Raw genomic sequence first — 18411 nt, 5'->3', positions numbered from 1 at the left:
CCGAGCCTCTAGGGGCGTGACCCATGACCGGATGCGGATGCCGAGTCCTGGGCCGGGCCGCCAGGAGGCGCGGTGGAGCGGCGGACGACCAAGGTCGGCGTGACGGAGAAGTGCACCGCCGCCGTGCGGCCTTCGATGCGCTCCAGCAGCAGCCGTCCCGCCATACGGCCCATGACCGCTCCGTCCTGATCGACCGTGGTCAGCGCGATGTTGGGATGGGCGGCCAGCCGGGTGTTGTCGTAGCCGGCGACGGAGACATCGCCGGGGACGGAGAGAGCGACCTCATGGAGGGCGGCGAGGACGCCGAGAGCCGCCTCGTCGGAGCCCGCGAAGATCGCGGTGGGGCGTGGCGACCGGCTCAGCAACTCGTAGGCGCCGCGATGGCCGCCCTCCTCGGAATATGAGGTCGCGACCACGGCGATCTCCTCGGCCAGGCCGTGATCACGCATCACGCGCTCGTAGCTCTCGGCCCTGATGTGCGGCACCTGGTCGGCGGGCCGCCGCTGGTCCTGCTGGAAGGTGATGTGCCCGATGCGCCGGTGGCCGAGTGCGATCAGGTGCTCCATGACGAGCTCGGAGCCGGTCCGGTCGTCATCGACGATCGAGTCGTACGCCGGCGACCGGTCGTGCCTGCCGAGCACCACGGTGGGATCTCGCGGGCGACCTGCTCCAGCCGGGTGCGCCTGGCGAGCGGAGCGATCATGAGGATGCCGTCCACCTGCCGATCTATCAGGGCGTCGATCGCTCGTTCCTCGGTCTTGTCCTGGGTGCCGCCCTGGATCATGATGGCCTGATAGCCGGACTCCGCGAGGTGCTCCACCAGGCCGCTCATGATCTCGGCGTAGAACGGGATCCCGATGTGCCGCAGGAGCACGCCGATGGTGTACGCCCGTCCACGCAGCGCTCGCGCGGCGGCCTGGGGCCGGTAGCCCAGCTCCTCGATGGCCCGCTGGACGCGGTCGCGCATGGCCTCGCTGACCCCGTAGTCGTTGCGGATGACCTTCGAGACCGCCGCTTTGGAGACCCCGGCGTGTTTCGCCACGTCGGAAATGGTCACTCGTCGTCGTCGCTCGGGCGCGACCATGGGGTATCCCTTCTCGCCAAGTCCTGCGGACGTCAGGATGGCCTGGTGCGTGGGGCCAGTGCCGCCTGGATACGGTCATGGATCCCGGCCGCCTCGGCCGAGAGCGGCGGCCTGCGCATCGTGGGAAGACGGCCGGCTTGTCGCAGCACCAGCATCGCGAACCGCTCGGCCTCGTGTTCCTGCGGCTCGGAGTATGTCGTCCGGCCGAGCACCGAGCGGACCATGGCCGGGTCGAGCGTCGGCAGCAGGATGCGCAGCAGGTCGTCGGGGGCGATCGGTGCCGACGCGTGCTCGCACAGCATGTGGCCTAGTTCGTGCAGGATGATGTGTTCCTGATGGGAGCGGCTGGTCCGCTGCTCATAGCAGATGTAGTCGACCGTGTCGGTGGCCAGCCACATGCCGCTGGGGCCGTCCGCGGCGGTGTCGACGGGCCTGAGCTCGATGCGGCGCTCCCGGGCCCGCGCCACCTGGTGGGTGAACTCCACGATGTCGAACGGGTGCGTGATCTCGAACCGCTCGACGATCTCTTCCAGGCGTTCGCCGCTCACGAACCTCCTCATGGGGCGTACCGGCCACAACACCCACATCATAGGCCGCCCGCAAAGCTTCAACAGAAGTTTAAGCACGCAGCCGCCCGTCTTGGCTTAGATTGACAGGGAGGGCGGCAACTGCCGTTTATCCACCATCCATATCCCGGCAAATCCCGGCAACACGGTCCGTAGCTCGTCCCCGTGGGAGGTCAGGCATTGGCAGGCGCGTCATCCGGAACGGCTGTGGAAGCACATGGCGGCGATGTCAGTTTCGGCGTCCTGGGGCCCTGGGAGGTGCGGGTCGGTCAGGGCGCGGTGGCGGTGCCCGTCGGGCAACTGCGGACGGTCCTCGCGTCGTTGCTGCTGTCGGTCGGCCAGTCGGTCTCGACGCCCACGCTCGCCGAGCGGCTGTGGCCGGGCGAGGGGCCGGGCTGGCCGCGCGGCGCGGTGCACACCTATGTCACCAGGCTGCGGCGGCTGATCGGGGCGGACCTCATCCAGACCGAGCCGGACGGCTACCAGCTCCAGGTCGAGCCCGACGCGGTGGACCTGCACCGGTTCCGCGGCCTCGTGCGCCGCGCCGACGACGCCGGCTCCGCGCAGGAGGAGATGGCCCTGTTACGCGAGTCGCTGCGGTTGTGGCGCGGTCAGCCCTTCGGCAACGCCAGTGGCCCCTGGCTGGAACACGAGGTGATACCCCTCCTGACCGAGGAGTGGTTCGGCGCCACCGAGCGCCGGATCGACCTGGAGCTGGCCAGCGAGCCGCCAGGGCGCCTCATCGCCGAGCTGACGGAGCTGACCAAGCGTTACCCGACCCGCGAGCCGCTGTGGACGCGCCTGATCACCGCGCTGCACCGCAGCGGCAGGCGGGCGGAGGCGTTGAGCGCCTACCAGCGCGTACGTACGGTGCTGCGCGAGGAGCTCGGCCTGGACCCGAGCGAAGAGCTGGTCCAGCTGCACCAGACGGTGCTCCTGGGCGACACCGACGACCACCCGGTCAGCACGGCCGTCCGGCGAAGGACGCCGAGCCCCCGGCAGTTGCCCCACGGCATCGCCCGCTTCACCGGCCGGGAGGAGGAACTGGCGGCCTTGGACCGGCTGCGCTCAGGTGTGGCGGCACTGGACCGGCTGCCCTCAGGCGTGGCGGCATCAGGCCGGAACGGTGCGGGCACGAACGCCCCGATCATCGTGACCATCGACGGCGCTCCCGGGACCGGCAAGACGACGCTGGCCGCGCACTGGGCCCACCGAGTCGCCCATGACTACCCCGACGCCCAGCTCTACCTCAACCTGCGCGGCTACGGGCCGAGCGAGCCGATGACCCCCGCCGCCGCGGCGGAGAGCCTGCTGCGCGGTCTCGGCGTGGAGAGCGACGCCATCCCCGTCGACGTGGACGAGCGGTGCGCGTTGCTGCGTACCATCCTCGCCGACCGGCACGCGCTCATCCTGCTGGACAACGCCCGCAACGCCGACCAGGTGCGCCCGCTCCTGCCGGGCGCCAGCGGCCTGGTCATCGTGACCAGCCGCGACCAGCTACGGTCTCTGTCCATCCGTGACGGCGCGCACCGTGTCACGCTGGGCGCGATGCCGGAAGCCCAGGCCGTCGAGCTGCTGGCGGCGGCCGTCGGCCCCGCCCGGGTCGCCCGCGAGCCCGCGGCGGCCTCCCGGCTGGTCGAGCTGTGCGACCATCTGCCCCTCGCGCTGGCCATCATCGCCGAACGCGCGCAGCGCGCCGCCACGCTCGCCGAGGTCGTCGACGGCCTGGCGGACGAGAAGGCCCGCCTCGACAACCTGGGAACCGGCGAGAACGATCCGAACATCGACCTGCGCGCCGTTCTGTCCTGGTCCTACGGAGCGCTCAGCCCGGCGGCGGCCGCCACGTTCCACGCGCTCGGCCTGCACCCCGCCAGTGACATCGCGCTGGAGACGGTCGAGGCGCTGGTCGACCTTCCGCCCGCCGAGGTCAAGCGGGGCCTGGACCAGCTCGTGGCGGCCCATCTGCTCGAACAGCGCCGCCCCTGCCGCTACCAGCTGCATGACCTGATCCGGTTGTACGCCGTCGATCAGGCGCGGCTGCACATGCCGCCCGGCGAGCGGCAGGCCGCCGTACGGCGCTTCCTCGATCACTACCTCTTCGCCGCCGTCAGCGCCGACCGGCACCTGGTGCCCTACCGCCGCCGCGACTTCCTCGCGCCGATGCGGCCGCGCCGGCGCCCGCTCGCGTTCGCCGACGCCGACGAGGCGATGGCCTGGCTGGAGCTGGAATACGACTCCCTCCGGGCGGTGATGTCGTGGGCGGCGACGAACGGGTGGGCGCACTACTCATGGCGTACGACCATGGCCATGACCAGCTTCTACGACGCGCGCATCCCGTGGTCCGACGGCCTGGACAGCCTGAAGTCGGCGGTACGCGCGGCTCGGGCCGCGAGCGAGCCCATCGGCGAGGCCTACACCCTCAACTCCGTGGGCTGCATCTACTCCGACAGGGGTGACGTCGATCTGGCGGAGCGACATTTCCGCGAGGCGCTCATTCATTTCAAGCGGAGCAAGAGCCCGTACGGCGAGGCCATGGCGCTGTGCAATCTCGGCATGACATATGGCGAGGCCGGCGAATACGGAAAGGCCCAGCGGCATTTGATGCGCGCGCTGGATCTGCACGTGCGCAACGAATATCCCCGTGGCATCGCCCTGGCCCTGGACAACATCGGAATCGCGCAGACCGTGGCCGGCCATTACCGATGCGCGGTCAAGGCGTTCAAGCAGGCGCACCGGATCAACCTGCGGCTCAGGGAGTACGCCTCCGACGCGATGTGCCTGCGCCACCTGGCCCGCGCCTATGTCATGACGGGCGACACCCGCGAGGCCGTCCGCGCCTTCCGCCAGTCCATCGACCTGTTCCGCCGTACGAGGAACCAGCGCTGGGAGGCGATCACCCTCGCCGATCTCGGCCACGCGCTCAACGGGGCCGGACACGACGTGCTGGCCCGCGGCATCCTGCGGACGGCGCTGGACCTGATGACCGGGCTGGCGGACCCGCGAGCCCACGACATCGAGGCCGTTCTCGCGTCCACCCGGTGAGAGCGGCCTTTTCCAAGGAGCGTTTCAGCGCGCCGACAGGTCGGTGACAGGTCGGCGAAAGGCGGTTCTCCGTGCGTCGGGATTAGCCTTCTGTCGGAAGCCACTAGCCGCATGTTTTCCTGGCGGATTATTCGCGGCTATGGGTCCTGCGATTTTCTCCACAGAAAGGCTGAAAAGAGAATGAGCGTTTCCCAGAAGCTCGACTTCGACCTCAAGAACCTGCCGATGGACGTTTTCGACCTCGCCGACAGCGGCCTCGCCATCGAGTCGCTGACCGCGGGGCACGGGATGGCGGAGAACGGCGCGTCCGTCCTCTGCCCGAGCGTCTGCAGCACCTCGACGTCGTCGACGAGCTCGAGCAGCAGCTGATTCCCGGCCGGGCCGTCGGCGTGGCGCGGGCGGCCCGGCTCTGGCGCTTCCGGAGGAAATGGTGATCTTAACGAGCGGCGCCCACGTGGAGTCGTCTGTCGTGGTGCGGGTCGCGGGTGTGCCGGTGGCGGCGTTGTCGCGACTGCGCCTGGACAGCGCGTACGGCCGGGCGGAAGAGCTGGCCCGGCAGGCGGCCACGTTACGGCGCGACGGCGAGGCGTTGGCGCAGGCACTGTATCCCCTGATCGGAGCGCTGGACCCCGGCACGGCCAAGCCGGCGCTGGTCGGCCTGCGCCGGGCGCTGCACCAGCGACGACTGCCCCGCGACACCGAATGGAACGCGCGTGTCGCCGCGCTCGTCCCCGCCGAGATCGGCGACGCGATCGAATCCTGGATCGTCACCAGGCACCGCCTGGATGAGGGGCGACGCGCGCTCGACGACGTGTTCGCCGCCGAGCTGCGGGAGAAGGAGCTCGTCCTGCGTGACGTGGCCGGTCATCCGGGCTTCCGCCGGGCACTGTCCCAGGCCAGCCCGGCCCTGTTCGGCGAACTGGCCAAGTGGCTGGCGGACCCGCGGCGGCGACCGCGCAGGCAGTCCATGGCCCGGCTGGCGAAGTACCTGGCGAGAGCGGCCGCCAAGACGAGCCCGTACGGCACCTTCATGGCCAGTGGCACGGGGACGTGGGCGGACGGCGAGTCACCCGTGCGGTTCACTCCCGCCGAGGTTCATGGAGTGCTCGAGATCCACACCTTCCTCCTCCAGCGGATCGGCGAGACGCTCACCCGCGATCCACGCCTGGCCCGGCACCTGGCCCTGCGGGTCAACCCGAGCGCGACCTTCCGGGACGGAACCGTCAGCTTCATCGGGCGCTCCACCGAGGAACCCATCGTGACCCTGCCGGCCACCGCCGCGGTCGAGGCATGCCTGAACCTGGCGGCGCGCCGCCCGGGATCCACGCGGGCCGAGCTCCGCTCCCGCCTGGCGGGCGGCGCCGCCGACGAGTCCCCGGTCGAGGCGTTCCTCCAGGCGTTGGTGCGGGCCGGGCTCCTGGAGGAGCAGCACCCCGTCGCCGACCAATCGGCCGATCCGCTGGGCGACCTGGCCGAATGGGTCGCCGACCATGGGGGAGCCGAGTTCGCGGACGTCGTCCAGGCGTTGCGGCGGGTACGTCGGCAGGCGCGGCTGCCCGTGGTCGTGGACGACGTCGAGGGCCACTGGAAGCGGCAGCACGAACTGGAAACCGCGCTCACCGACCTGGCGGAACCGCTCGGCTTCGAGCCGGCCGCGCTCGACGGGCAGGGCCGGCACACCTTCCGCGAGAACGCCGTCTTCACGGATCCGGTGGCGGAGGCCGGGTCGGCGGCATGGCGCCCGGCTCTGGAGGATCTGGACGTCGTACGGCGCTGGCTGGGCGCCTTCGACCTGACGCTGCCATTCCGGATCGCCCTCGGCGCCTGGTTTTCCGAGCGCTTCGGCCCGGATGCCCACGTACCCCTCCTCGTCCTGCACCGAGCGCTCCAGGAGGTGCTCGCCCAGGACGGCGAGTCCGCCGAGCCGAGCGACGCGGCGCGCGAGGTCGCCCGGCTGATGGGCCCGTCCATGGGGGCGGGCGGCGCTCTGTCCGAGAGCCCGCTCCCGCGGCTGCGGGAGCTGGCCGCGATCCAGCGGGAGGCACGTCAGGCGGTGCTCGCCCAGCCGGAGCGGGACGGTGTCGTGAGCGTCCCCGCGGAGCTGATCAGGAAGCTGACGGACGACTGGCCGTCATGGGTGGTCCCGCCGCGTTCCCTCGCCTGCTACGTGCAGGTCGTGCCCGGTCACGGCGGGATCGGCCTGGTGCTCAACGCGGCGCACACCGGTTACGGCCGTGGACGGAGCCGGGTGCTGGCCCTGATGGCGGAGGCGACGGGCGAGAGCCAGGCCACGGAGCACCGGCCGAGCGGCCGGGTGCTCGCCGAACTGGGCGGAGTGGCCGCCTCGGCGTTGAACAGACGGGTGCCGCACGTGGCGTACGAGATCGACTATCCGTTCGCGGTCAGCAGCCGTCCCACGGAGGAGCGCATCCCGCTGGGAGACCTCGGGGTGGTCCTCGATCCGCGCGGCGGCCTGCTCAAGGTGGTCTCGGAGCGGCTGGGCGCCGATCTGTCCGCACTGCATCTGGGCATGATGTCCGACCTGCTGCTCCCACCGGCGGCTCGCCTGCTGATCCAGGTCTCGGGAGAGACGCACTACGTGCATCCCAGCATCCCGCTGCTGGCGGATCCGGCCGATCTGGACCTCCCCTCGTCGTTGGTGGCCTATCCCCGGGTGGAGATCGGCGGCGTGGTGATCCAGCGCGCCCGCTGGATCGTGCCGAAGGAGACGCTTCCGGAACGGGCCAAGGGCGAGACCGACGCCGCCTATCTGCTGCGCCTGGCGTCGTGGCTGCACGAGCACGACATCCCGGTGCGATCCTTCGTCCGCTTCGCCCGCCCGGACGGGGGCGCGGGCGAGGGGACGGGGGACTGGACACAGTGGATTTTCGACAAATCCCGCAAGCCCGTCTACGTCGACTTCGCCAACTGGTTCCTGGTCGCGGCCTTCGAGAAGATGCTGGCGAGTTCGGGGCCGATGGTGATCTTCGACGAGGTGCTGCCCGACTTCGAGGACGCGCTGGGACCGGACCCCGATGACCCCAGCGTCACCGAATTTCTCATCGAGATCTCTGACCAGGACGGCCGGCATGCATGAATCGGACTGGGTCAGCGCCCACGTCTTCTATCACGAGAACCTGGACCCGCTGCTGACGAACGCGGCCGGTCCGCTGATCGCCGAGCTGGCCGGCAGCGGTCTCGCGGAGGCCACGTTCTTCCTGAGGTACTGGGACGGGGGGCCGCACCTGCGCTTCCGCGCGCTGCCTGCCGACCCCGCGCACCGGGCCGAGGTGGAACGGGTCATCGCGGAGCGGTTCGAGAAGTATCTCGCCGAGAACCCGGCGGATCGCTCCATGAGCCAGCGGGACTATGCCGGCATAGGCGAGGCCCTGGCGCAGTGGGAGGGACTTCCCGGCCATACCGAGCGGCTCTTTCCGAACAACTCCGTGGCGTTCATCCCGTACCGGCGTGAACACGACCGCTACGGCACCGGGGCCTCGATGGAGGCGGTGGAGCGGCACTTCGCGGAGTCCAGCCGCATCGCCCTCGGCCTGCTGCGCGACGGCCTGCGGCCGGCGGACCGCACCACCGCGGGAGCCGCGATGATCCTGCTCACCTGGTTCTGCGGTGAACGGGACGTGGCCCGGCTGGCGCCGTGGGTCAGCGTCGACCAGGACCGGCGCGGCGACGTATCCGCGGCCGAGCGGCCCGGTGGCGCGACTGAGGCTGGCTTCACCCAACCGACCGCGCAACCGACAGGGCGCCAGCGTGATCGCGTCATCGGCCTCGCTCGCCGGATGAGAGGGCTCGCCACGCACCTGGAGCACGTCTCCGGGCCGGGCTCCCTGGCGGATTGGGCCCGATCGGTGTCCACGCTCCGTGACGCGCTGGCCGCCGAGGCCGGCGCCGGCCGGTTCGAGCCGCCGCCCCGAGGCTGGGAGGGGGAGGGCGCGGTCAAGACGCGGCAGGTCCTCACCGTTCTCGACATCTGCGCCCACCTGGTCTGCAACCGGCTGGGCGTGACCGTGCAGGAAGAGGGGGCCGTCCGGCTGCTGTGCGCGGACGCGGTGGCCGTGCTCGCGGGGGAGGGGAGATAGTCCGTGCGCTGGAACAGCATTCACGTCCGCTACTACGACCACGACAAGGATCCGTTGATCCTGCACGGAGTACGCCCGCTCTTTCGTGAGCTGGCCGGGCAGGTGGCAGGGCTCTCCTACACCCGGCACTGGCGCCAGGGACCGCATCTGCGGCTCAACTTCCACACCGACCACGACACCTTCACGCACGTGGTGCGGCCGGCCGCGGAAAAGATCATCGGCGGCTGCCTGGCCGAGCACCCCTCATCGCTGCCGCTCGACCCCCAGCTGGAGCTCTCCGCGCATCAGCGGCTGGCCGAGCTGGAACGGGAAACCGGCCCCCTGACGCCGTGGTTCCCCGACAACACCCTCCGCGTCGCCGAGTACGACGACCGGACGGAGGTGCTGGGCGGTCCGCACATGGCCGACCTCGTGGCGGATTTCTACGCCGACACCACCGACCTCGCCTTCGCGATGACCGAGGCCGGGGGCGGCGCGCGACGGCGGCAGCTGGCGTTCAAGCTGATGGTGGCGACGGCGCACCGCCTGTCGGGCACAGACATCTCCCAGGGATACTTCACCTTCAGGTCCCACGCCGAGGCGTTCCTGTCGACCTTTCCCGAAGCGCGCGGGATGAGGCCGATGTGGGACGGCTACTACCGCGAACACCACCTGACCCTCCTCGCCCAGCTGCGGGCGGTGCTCGGCGGCGACGACGTTGACGCCGCGCTGCTGGCGGACTGGGAGGCCGCACTCGTCCCGTATCAACGGCGGGGGGCGCGGCTCCTCGAACAGGGCGCGTTCGTCGTGCCGACCGTCAGCGCCGAGCAGGAGTCGAAGCTGGCCGAGTCGAGTCCCTTTCACCGGGCGGGTTACGCCGATCCGGTGTGGGCGGAGATCCGGGACGCGCCCGAGTTCCTTTTGTACAGGCTGATGCTCAACCTCACTTATCTGCACATGACCCGGCTCGGCCTCGTTCCGGTCGAGCGCTTTCTGCTGTGTCATCTGCTCGCCAACACCGTGGAGGCGTACCTGGAAGGAAGTGGATCATGAGCGGCGAGGCTCCGGCGTACGAGGAACATCTGCGGCTGCGGCCGGGGGTCTACAGCGCGACAGGCGCGAACGGCGAGCTGCACCTGTTCCGTCATGATCTGTGGCGGAGGGTGGCCTCGTTCGGGCCGGTGGGCGCGGGCGGTCGGGCCGTACTGCGTCGCCTGGCCGAGGGGCCGTGCCCGCCGTCGGAGCTGACGGCGATCGGCGCGTCCGACCCGGAATTCCTCGGGGCCCTGCGGAGCGGGGGATGGGTGACGACCACGCTGAGCCATCTCGGCAGGCAGCTGTACACCGTGCAGCCCGTCCGAGCGCCCGACCCCGACGTGGAGCAGGACGTTGTGGAGAAGGACATCGACCACGAAGTGAAGCTGTCCGGTTTCGCGGTATTCCGGCGCGAGGGGGAGGACATCCTCGCCGAGGCGCCGACCTCGTGGGCGCAGGTGCTGATCCATGACCCGGAAGTCGCGGCCATGCTCACGGAGATGGCGCGGCCGCTCTCGACCGCCACATTGAAGGGCCCGCTGCCCGAAGAGCTGATCGCCAGGCTGCTGCGGGATCTGCGCTGGACCGGCATCGCGATCCCCGCCGGGAGCGACGCGGAGTCGGAGTGGCGCCTGCGCCAGTGGCGACCGCACGACCTGTGGTTCCACTCGCGCAGCCGCAACGGGAACGGCGGCTACTTCGACGCCGGATTCGGCCGTACCAAATGGGGGCAAGGGCAGTTCCCGCCGCTCCCCGCGCGCCGGGAACCCTATCCGGGACCCGCGATCGACCTGCGGGTACCGGACCTGGACGAGATCCGCGTGCGCGACCTCGGGCTGACCGACGCCATCGAGGAGCGGCGCTCGATCCGCGAGCACGACGACGACCGCCCGATCACGGTCGATCAGCTCGCGGAACTGCTCTACCGATGTGCCCGGGTACGCCAGGTCAACGTGTGGGAGGGCGTGGAGTACGTCGACACGCCCCGTCCCGCCGGCGGCGGGGTCGACGAGCTGGAGTTGTACCCGGTCGTCCGGAATGTCGCGGGCCTGGCGCCAGGCATGTACCACTACGACGCGCACGAGCACCGGTTGCGCCTCGTCCGCGACCCCGGCCCGGCGGTCGGGCGGCTGCTCTCGACCGCGAGCCGGGCGGCGGCCACCACCACGTGGCCGCAGGTCCTGATCGTGGTGTCGGCCAGGTTCGGGCGGGTGATGTGGACGTACGAGGAGATGCCGTACGCCCTGATTCTCAAGCATGTCGGGGTGCTCTTCCAAACCATGTACCTGGTCGCGACCGCGATGGGGCTGGCCGCCTCCGGTCTTGGCGGAGGTGACGCGCCGGCCTTCAACGAGGCCACGGGAGCAGATCCGGCGGTCGAGGCCAGCGTGGGTGAGTTCATGCTCGGGAGCCGGCCGAGCCCGGCCGCTGACGAGGAACCGGCCGCCGACGAGGAACAGGAGTAAACGAACGTGGGCCTACTGCTACGCCCGGATGCGTTCCATGCCCCGGATTCGGCGGGGATGTACCTGCTCACGTACCGGGGATCCAGCCATCTGAAAGGCCGGTCCGTCGGTCCGCTGCTCGATCTGCTGAAGCCCTACCTCGACGGGCGGCACACGCTGGCCGAGCTGACGGAGGAGTTGCCGCCCGAGCGCCGGGCCGCCGTGGAGAGCCTGCTGACCGCGTTGGTGGAGCGGGACGTGGTGAGAGACGTCGGCGCGCTGCCGGAGCGGGACGTCGTGAGAGACGTCGGCGCTGTGGGTCCGGAGGCCGCCCTGGAATATCCGGAATATCGCCATGAGGTGGCTTTCATCGGGCATTTCCGAGACTCACCTATCAGCATATTTCGGGCATATCGGGATAAAGAGGTGCTCGTTCTGGGGGCGGGGGACATCGTGCCGTGGGTGGCGCGTGCCGCCGTACGGACGGGGTCACGTCTGGTGAAGATGGCGAGCCTGGAGCACTTGGGCGTCGAATGGGTCGAGCGCGGTCGGCGTACCCCTGACCAGAAGGTCGAGCGGCACCTCCTCGCCGACTTCAGCGAGGAGGGGTTGCTGCCCCTGCTCGACAGCGCGGACCTCGTTCTGCACGTCTCCGGCGACGCGGCGCATGAACCGCTGCTCGACCGGCTCTGCGCGGAGCGCGGGATCCCCCTGGCGCAGGCGGTCATGCTGGACGGCGAGGTGTGGCTCGGCCCCGAGGACCTCGGCACGCGATCGACGGCGAGCTGGACGGCCGGCCTGCGCCGGGTGGCGAGCTGGACGGCGGGCCGCCGCCGAGTGGCGGCCCGGCCCGCGCCACACCCGCCCATCGCCCCCGCCGAGACGCTCGCTGCTGCCGGGGCCGTCGCCAGGACGGGAGCTGCCGCTGAGACGCTCGCTGTTGTTGGGGCTGTTGCCGGGACGGGGGCTGCCGCTGAGACGCTTGCCGTTGTCGGAGCCGTCGCTGGGACGCGGGCCGCCGCCATCGCCGCCGCCTTGGTCCAAATGGCCTTTCGGACCGCCAACGGCCTGCTGGACGACCGCCGTGCTCGGCTGACCAGGATCGACCTTTCCACGCTGCGCCGGACGTCACATGCCTTCGTCCCGCACCCCTGCGCCCGGTCGGCCGAACCTGCGCTCCTCGAACCTGCGCTCCTCGAACCTGCGCTCCTCGAACCCGTGGTCTCCGAACCCGTGCTCCCCGGACCCGATGACCCGGCCCGCGACGGTGCGGTTCTCGGTCGGGAGGCGTTCTCCCGGCGGGCGGTGGTGTGCGCCGACGATCTCCTAGGTGTGTTCGGGGAGCCGACCGAGCGCGATTACGCGCAGATCCCTCTGCACGTCAGCGAGGTGGAGGTGCCCGACCCGGTCGGACTGCTCGGGGGCGCCGTCTCAAGGGTCGTCGGCACGGGTCTCGACTTCGAGTCCGCGCGCCACCAGGCCGCCCTGAAGGCGTTCGCCGTCTATGCCTCGCTGATGGTGGATCCGCGCCGGCTGCTCTCGGCGGACGGCCGCACTCCGCTGGCCGCGCCGGAGTCCGATCCCGATGCCCTGCTCGCGGACCTGCGGGCCGGCAGGATCAGCGGGTTCGTCCTCGGCCACCGGCTCGCCGACGGCGGGACGCTAGTCGTCGCCGCCGACGTCGCCTTCCCGGTGCTGTCCGGCACGAGCCGGGCTGGCGGCCGGGCGCCGACCCAGACTGCGGGAGTTACTGGGGGCATGGCCGGGGGAGTCGCTGCCGGAGTCACTGCGGGCATTGCCGTAGGAACCACTGTGGGCATCGCCGCCGGATACAGCTGGCAGGAGGCCGTCGACGGCGCGCTGGCCGAGCAGGCGGGACGGCTGGCGCTCGCCGATCTGGAGCACCGGACGACGCCGTTGCCCCGGTTCGACCTGGACAGCGGGTCGCTCCCACCGCGCGGTGAACGGTACAGGTCCATGATCCAGGCCACGGGCGAGGTGGTCACCTGCTACGACCTCACCGGGCCGGCGGAGATTCCGGCCGCCATGAGTTACCTGGGTGACACGCCTGTCGGATACGCCGGTGGGTCCTCGGCGGCCGAAGCCGTGACCGGCGCGCTAGAACAGGCCCTTCTCCATTACCAGGCGCGGCAGAACGCCCAGTCCACCTACGCGCCACCCGCGCCGCCGGGCATACCGCCCGAGTTGCGCGGCTCGGCGATCCGCCGCCTGCCCGACGCCTCCCGTACCGACTCGGCGAGTCTGGTGTCCGCGCTGGCCAGACGCGGTCTCTCGCCGGTGGCGGTGCCCCTCGACCACGATCGTGAGGTTCATTCGATCATGCCGTACACCGTCCACGTGGTGCTGACCCATGCATGAGATCGCCGTCCTCGGTGAAGGGCTGCTCAGGGAGAGCATCGTCGCGGCACTGTCCGGCGGCGGATCCTCCGTCTCGCCGTTCCTGACGTCCGGTGCGGTCGCGGCCGTCGTGGCCCATGACCGCTGGGACCTGTCCGGCTACGCCGAGGTCAGAGCCTCCGCCGCAGAGGCGGGCGTGCCCTGGTTGCCGGTACGGGCCGAATTGGGGCGAGTCGTCCTCGGCCCCCTGGAGGAGCCTGGACTTCCCGGCTGCGTGGACTGTGGTGAGTTCCGGCGGAGGCTGGCCCATCTCCAGCCAGACGGGCACGAGACGGTGTGGCGAGAGCAGGGGGCCACCCTGTCCGCGCTGCCGTCGGCCTGGCTCACCGGACTCGCGGCCGACCTCGCCGCCACCTTGGTCACCGAGGAGATCGCTCGGCTCGTCAGCCGGGAAGCCATGGTGACCGAGGAGGTCGCACGGCCTATCAACTGGGAGGCCGTGGTCACCGCGCGCACGGGAAACCGGGAGACCGCGCGCACGAGATCCGCCTTCGTCTACCTGGATCTGGAGACGCTGGCCGTCGAGCCGCACCCGTTCCTGCCCGACCCGCTCTGCGGCACCTGCGGGACGCTGCCGCCCGACGACCGTTCGCGGGCGGACATCTTCCTCCGGTCCCGCCCCAAACCGGCCCCGGACGTCTACCGGCTCCGGTCGATGACCGGCGAGGTGGACATGCTCAAGGCCAGGTACGTCGACGGCGAGAGCGGTCTCATCCGATCCGTACTCAAGAGCACCGAAGGCGGCATCGTGGTCGCCGCGGCGCCCATGGGCCTGCGCCAGGGCTCCACCGAGTACGGCTTCGGACGTACCCGTAACTACCAGGGCAGCCAGGTCACCGCCATGCTGGAGACGCTGGAACGGCACGGCGGCATGGAGCCCGGGGGAAAGCGCACCACGGTGTCGGCCAGTTACGCCGAGGTCCGCCACGACGCGATCGACCCCCGGACGCTCGGCCTCTATCCGGCGGAGCGGCATCGGCTCCCCGGCTTCCCGTACCGCCCGTTCGACGAGGCGCAGGTGTGCCGCTGGGTCTGGGGGTACTCCTTCGCCCGCAGTGCTCCCGTGCTGGTCCCCGAGACCTACGCCTACTACCGGGCCCGCCACCATGACGCCGAACGCCCGCCGTTCGTCCAGGAGGTCTCCAACGGCTGCGCCCTGGGCGGCAGCCTGGAGGAGGCCGTCTTCCACGGGATCCTCGAAGTGGCCGAGCGCGACGCCTTCATGATGACGTGGTACGCGCGCATGCCGGTCCCGCGGATCGACGTGACCTTCGCCCGCGACTCGATGATCCCCCTGATCATCGAAGCCATCGAGGCCGAGAGCGGCTATCAGGTGATGCTCTTCGACACCACCCTCGAACAGGGCATCCCCTGCGTCTGGGCGATGGCCGTCGATCCCGGCGACGACGAGAAACGCCCGAAGGCCGCCTGCTCGGCGGGCGCTCACCCGGTCCCGGAACGCGCGATCGAGAACGCGCTCAACGAGCTCGGCCCGCTCCTCGCCGACCTCATCAAGCGCTATCCCGACCACATGGACGAGGCCGGCCGGATGGTGGACGACTCGTCGCTGGTGAAGGAGATGGAGGACCATCGCCTGTTGTACGGCGACCACCGGACGTACGACCGGCTGCGCTTCCTCACCGAGACGCCGCACCGGCGGCACATCGACGATCTTCCGTCGCCGGCGCGACTCCGCAACGCCGATCTCCGGGACGACCTGATCGAGCTGGTCGACCGCTACCTCGTCACCGGTGCCGACGTCATCGTGGTGGATCAGACGACCCCTGAGCACGAGGTGTCCGACCTGGCCTGCGTGAAGGTCGTCATCCCCGGCACCCTGCCGGTCACCTTCGGCCACGACTACCGGCGGGTCGACGGTCTGCCGAGGTTGTACGAGGTGCCGTACCGGCTCGGATACCGGGATCGGCCCTTGGAGCCGCAGGACGTCAACCCGTACCCCCACGCTTTCCCTTAGAAGGGCCGGCCATGTTCGTATCGATCGTCGCCTGGGATCTCAGCAGGTCCACGGAGACCGTGGAGAGCCTGCGCGACTACCTGCGGGACTACGCCGTCGACGCCTACGCCACGCTGGAGGGGATGCGGCTGAAGGCGTGGTTCTCCAATCCCGCCCGCCAGACCTGGGGGGCGGTCTACCTCTGGGACTCCGCCGAGGCGATGGACGGGCCCGCCCGGGTGAGCCGCGTCATCGAGCTCATCGGCTACCCGCCCACGTCGGTGAGTGTCTTCCAGCTCGAAGCCATCGCGGAAGGCGTCAGTGTGTACGAGAGCCTCACAGGGCTCGGCGCCGCGCTGGAAGGAGACCACTTGGCCGCAGGCTGAGCGGGTTTGCTCGCCGTTCGTCGGCCCTGACTGCCGCCGCCAACCGGATCAGCCAGTCGAGTTCGGCGTCAGGGTGGGCCGGGCTGTTGTCGGGGAGCGCCGGTCCGCGCGGGTCCGGCCGCTCACCGAGCCGGCTGCGGCGCAGGGCGGAGGTGATCAGCGCGGCCTCGACGGCGATTCCGCGCGCGTCATCGGACAGGCCCGTGGCCCGCGCCCGGCGCGTTTCGGCGACGCGCGGGTCGAAGTAGGGGAGGAGCAGCAGGCGGCCGTCCCAGATTTCCACGATCCGCCGGTACAGGGCCTGCTCCGGCTCCCGGAAATCGACGTGCCGGGTCCCCGGTGGATCGAGGGCGATGGCCGGGAATTGGTCGTACAGCAATTTCCAGAGCGGGAAGAGCTTGCGATAGGAGCGGTCGAGCGACCACCACCGCGCGAGATGATCCAGGCCCAGTCGCGGGCCCGTGACGGGCAGCAGGATGCCGGCCACGACGAAAAGGATCGCCAGGCGGAACACATCGCCGATCAGGTTGCCGTACAGCCACGGCACGTGCCATCCGAGCAGGTGGGCGGACATGGCGGCGAACCGCAGCCCGGCGTAGGCGATGGTGCAGGCGAGACCGAGCAACAGCAGCCGCAGGCCGTTGCGGAGGGAGAAACCTCTCGCGGCGCTCGCGCGGTAGTGCGTGGCGCGCGCGATCTCGGTGACGGTCAACGCCAGATAGGCGACATAGACGTAGGCGGCGGCCGAGATCACCGGGATCTGCTCGGCCAGCCGCTGGCTGGCCAGGGCCGCCGCGTAATTGGACGGGGTCGTCGCGTGCAGAACGCCGATCAGTGCCAGGACGCCGATCAGCAGCCGCAGGCGTAGCCGGGCGCTCCGCATGGCCTGCTCCGCCGGATAGACCATGTGGAGAAACGCGCACTGCCCGGATGTCGCGGCGATCAAGGTCAGGCAGTTGGAAAGGGTGCCCGCGGTGTTGAGCGTCGTGTGGCCGTCGATCACCTCGTGGACGGTCTGGTCCTGCAAGCAGATCGACACCGAGAGCGCCAGCAGCGCGGCACACAGCCAACGCGTCGACCGGCAGCCGGGTTTGGCGCGGAGGTGGAACAGCTTGATGCCCACCGCGATCCAGCCGGCGACGGCCAGGCCGATCAAGATGGGCGCGCCCCGAGACACCGAAGATCGGCGGCCAAGAGATCATTCATCGGAGGGATTCTCCAGCTTCCAGAGCTGATTGACCATTTCGGTGATGGCGGCGCGGCTGCCCTGGGTCAGCTCGGCGCTGCGCAGGGCGATGTGCGTGACACCCGCCTTTCGCATGCCGGCCAGCAGCTCCAGATCCTTGTCGATCTTGGCGGTCTCCGCGTCGTCCAGGAAGTAGGCGACCGGCACCCCGAAGAACGTGGCCAGCGCCGTCAGGTGCATGATCGTGGGATTGACCCGCCGGCCCGTGCGCAACTGCCAGATGTAGGTGTGCGAGATCTGTACGTCCTGGCCCTTGCTGATGGCCTCCGCGACCGCGACGTTGCTGTATTCGGCGTCACCTTGGCGGCGAACCGTCTGGAACAACCGGTTCAGCTTGTCGGCCAGCGTCCGGGGAGTCTCATCAACGCTCATCGGAGTGCCGATCCTTAACAGCCAGAGTTTAGCGACTTTGCCGTCATCCTACACAGAGGTTGACGGGCGAGTCCTGGCAAGATAACGGCATGGAACGTGTGCTTGGAATCGGCGGATATTTCCTGCGGGCCGCCGACCCGGTGGCCTTGGGCGCGTGGTATCGCGATTGTCTGGGCCTGGACGCCGACGAGAACGGCCTGTGGCGTCAGCAGACCGGGGAGACGGTGTTCGCGACTTTCGAGTCCGAGACCGAATACTTCGGCTCTCGCGCCCAGCGGACGATGCTCAATTTCCGGGTCCGCGACCTGGACGCGATGCTCGCGCAACTGCGCGACAAGGGCGCGGACGTGGCCAAGGAGACTCAGGACATGGAGGGTGTCGGCCGGTTCGGCTGGGTCACCGATCCTGAGGGCAATCGGATCGAGCTGTGGCAGCCCAGCTGACAGTGGCTCACGCAGGGGGAATGAGCTCGTAATTCGGGATGGTGGGTCTCACCCGCTGATACTCCTGCTCCCCCGAAGCCGCCGCGGCGGCTTCGGGGATCTCCACACGGCCGAGGTACGGCCCCTGCAGGCAGTGGTCACACCAGAAGTGGGCGTCACCGATGAGCAGGTGGGGGATCCGGAGCCGATACACCAGGCGCAGGCAGGCCCGTCCACAGTTCGGGCAACGCCTGGTGATCGGTCCGGGCAGCTCGTCCCGTGCCTGCTCATAAGCGTGCAGCCAGCTCTCCCATCGGAGCGCCTGGTCATGAGTGTTCGACACTGGGGCCACCTCGGTGCTCGAG

General features: G+C 70.1%; 16 protein-coding genes. 10 read left to right on the top strand and 6 right to left on the bottom strand.

The window, feature by feature from the left end; all coding sequences use genetic code 11:
- Window positions 1–8: 8 nt before the first annotated feature.
- The 3 genes from AB0J16_RS25745 to AB0J16_RS25735 form a co-directional block, all read right to left on the bottom strand.
- Window positions 9–644 (bottom strand): substrate-binding domain-containing protein, encoded by a 636-nt coding sequence (locus tag AB0J16_RS25745; protein ID WP_358544001.1) that lies wholly within the window; start codon window positions 642–644, stop codon window positions 9–11.
- The gene (locus AB0J16_RS25740) at window positions 554–1042 is read right to left on the bottom strand and encodes a LacI family DNA-binding transcriptional regulator (RefSeq protein ID WP_358543999.1); all 489 of its coding nucleotides are present in this window, start codon (window positions 1040–1042) and stop codon (window positions 554–556) included. Before AB0J16_RS25740 ends, AB0J16_RS25745 begins: the two co-directional genes overlap by 91 nt.
- Before the next feature lie 74 nt (window positions 1043–1116).
- On the bottom strand, window positions 1117–1632 hold the full coding sequence (locus tag AB0J16_RS25735; RefSeq protein ID WP_358543997.1) for a hypothetical protein: 516 nt from the start codon (window positions 1630–1632) through the stop codon (window positions 1117–1119).
- Between the two features lie 225 nt (window positions 1633–1857).
- Between AB0J16_RS25735 and AB0J16_RS25730 the strand changes: the two genes are divergently transcribed.
- The 9 genes from AB0J16_RS25730 to AB0J16_RS25690 all read left to right on the top strand — a co-directional run bounded on the left by AB0J16_RS25730 (window position 1858) and on the right by AB0J16_RS25690 (window position 16006).
- A complete protein-coding gene (locus tag AB0J16_RS25730) occupies window positions 1858–4692 on the top strand; it encodes a BTAD domain-containing putative transcriptional regulator (RefSeq protein ID WP_358543995.1) in 2835 nt (944 codons plus the stop codon).
- 180 nt (window positions 4693–4872) lie between these two features.
- On the top strand, window positions 4873–5061 hold the full coding sequence (locus AB0J16_RS25725; protein ID WP_355448036.1) for a thiomuracin/GE37468 family thiazolyl RiPP peptide: 189 nt from the start codon (window positions 4873–4875) through the stop codon (window positions 5059–5061).
- A 58-nt stretch (window positions 5062–5119) separates the two neighbouring features.
- Window positions 5120–7789, top strand: a complete 2670-nt coding sequence (locus AB0J16_RS25720) for a lantibiotic dehydratase (RefSeq protein ID WP_358543992.1) — start codon at window positions 5120–5122, stop codon at window positions 7787–7789.
- Window positions 7782–8789 carry a lantibiotic dehydratase C-terminal domain-containing protein gene (locus AB0J16_RS25715; RefSeq protein WP_358543989.1) on the top strand — a complete coding sequence of 336 codons (1008 nt, stop codon included), beginning with the start codon at window positions 7782–7784 and terminating at the stop codon, window positions 8787–8789. Before AB0J16_RS25720 ends, AB0J16_RS25715 begins: the two co-directional genes overlap by 8 nt.
- Window positions 8790–8792: 3 nt before the next feature.
- On the top strand, window positions 8793–9821 hold the full coding sequence (locus AB0J16_RS25710; protein WP_358543986.1) for a thiopeptide maturation pyridine synthase: 1029 nt from the start codon (window positions 8793–8795) through the stop codon (window positions 9819–9821).
- On the top strand, window positions 9818–11269 hold the full coding sequence (locus tag AB0J16_RS25705; RefSeq protein ID WP_358543984.1) for a SagB family peptide dehydrogenase: 1452 nt from the start codon (window positions 9818–9820) through the stop codon (window positions 11267–11269). Before AB0J16_RS25710 ends, AB0J16_RS25705 begins: the two co-directional genes overlap by 4 nt.
- A gap of 6 nt (window positions 11270–11275) precedes the next feature.
- Window positions 11276–13627: a YcaO-like family protein gene (locus tag AB0J16_RS25700; RefSeq protein WP_358543981.1), complete on the top strand. Its 2352-nt coding sequence runs from the start codon at window positions 11276–11278 to the stop codon at window positions 13625–13627.
- Window positions 13620–15641: a TOMM precursor leader peptide-binding protein gene (locus AB0J16_RS25695; RefSeq protein WP_358543978.1), complete on the top strand. Its 2022-nt coding sequence runs from the start codon at window positions 13620–13622 to the stop codon at window positions 15639–15641. Before AB0J16_RS25700 ends, AB0J16_RS25695 begins: the two co-directional genes overlap by 8 nt.
- 11 nt (window positions 15642–15652) lie before the next feature.
- Window positions 15653–16006 carry a hypothetical protein gene (locus AB0J16_RS25690; protein ID WP_358543977.1) on the top strand — a complete coding sequence of 118 codons (354 nt, stop codon included), beginning with the start codon at window positions 15653–15655 and terminating at the stop codon, window positions 16004–16006.
- On the opposite strand, the gene AB0J16_RS25685 is transcribed toward AB0J16_RS25690, so the two are convergent.
- Both AB0J16_RS25685 and AB0J16_RS25680 read right to left on the bottom strand, forming a co-directional pair.
- Window positions 15957–17162: an MAB_1171c family putative transporter gene (locus tag AB0J16_RS25685; RefSeq protein WP_358543974.1), complete on the bottom strand. Its 1206-nt coding sequence runs from the start codon at window positions 17160–17162 to the stop codon at window positions 15957–15959. The two genes, AB0J16_RS25690 and AB0J16_RS25685, sit on opposite strands and share 50 nt — an antisense overlap.
- 42 nt (window positions 17163–17204) lie before the next feature.
- Window positions 17205–17624 (bottom strand): helix-turn-helix domain-containing protein, encoded by a 420-nt coding sequence (locus AB0J16_RS25680; protein ID WP_358543971.1) that lies wholly within the window; start codon window positions 17622–17624, stop codon window positions 17205–17207.
- An 89-nt stretch (window positions 17625–17713) separates the two neighbouring features.
- On the opposite strand from AB0J16_RS25680, the gene AB0J16_RS25675 reads away from it, so the two are divergent.
- A complete protein-coding gene (locus AB0J16_RS25675) occupies window positions 17714–18067 on the top strand; it encodes a VOC family protein (RefSeq protein ID WP_358543968.1) in 354 nt (117 codons plus the stop codon).
- A gap of 7 nt (window positions 18068–18074) precedes the next feature.
- Here the strand turns inward: AB0J16_RS25675 and AB0J16_RS25670 are convergent, their stop codons facing one another.
- On the bottom strand, window positions 18075–18389 hold the full coding sequence (locus AB0J16_RS25670) for a hypothetical protein (RefSeq protein WP_358543965.1): 315 nt from the start codon (window positions 18387–18389) through the stop codon (window positions 18075–18077).
- Window positions 18390–18411: the final 22 nt, after the last annotated feature.

This window comes from Nonomuraea sp. NPDC049750 (assembly GCF_040659625.1).
Lineage (GTDB): Bacteria > Actinomycetota > Actinomycetes > Streptosporangiales > Streptosporangiaceae > Nonomuraea.
Note: the sequence above shows the minus strand (reverse complement) of the source record. Positions and strands in the feature narration are given on the sequence as shown.

What these genes read in the sequence shown, in the direction of transcription:
- AB0J16_RS25725 (WP_355448036.1), top strand. Translation starts at nt 4,873, where the DNA reads ATGAGCGTTTCCCAGAAGCTCGACTTCGACCTCAAGAACCTGCCGATG.
- AB0J16_RS25720 (WP_358543992.1), top strand. Translation starts at nt 5,120, where the DNA reads ATGGTGATCTTAACGAGCGGCGCCCACGTGGAGTCGTCTGTCGTGGTG.
- AB0J16_RS25715 (WP_358543989.1), top strand. Translation starts at nt 7,782, where the DNA reads ATGCATGAATCGGACTGGGTCAGCGCCCACGTCTTCTATCACGAGAAC.
- AB0J16_RS25705 (WP_358543984.1), top strand. Translation starts at nt 9,818, where the DNA reads ATGAGCGGCGAGGCTCCGGCGTACGAGGAACATCTGCGGCTGCGGCCG.
- AB0J16_RS25695 (WP_358543978.1), top strand. Translation starts at nt 13,620, where the DNA reads ATGCATGAGATCGCCGTCCTCGGTGAAGGGCTGCTCAGGGAGAGCATC.
- AB0J16_RS25690 (WP_358543977.1), top strand. Translation starts at nt 15,653, where the DNA reads ATGTTCGTATCGATCGTCGCCTGGGATCTCAGCAGGTCCACGGAGACC.
- AB0J16_RS25680 (WP_358543971.1), bottom strand. Translation starts at nt 17,624, where the DNA reads ATGAGCGTTGATGAGACTCCCCGGACGCTGGCCGACAAGCTGAACCGG.
- AB0J16_RS25675 (WP_358543968.1), top strand. Translation starts at nt 17,714, where the DNA reads ATGGAACGTGTGCTTGGAATCGGCGGATATTTCCTGCGGGCCGCCGAC.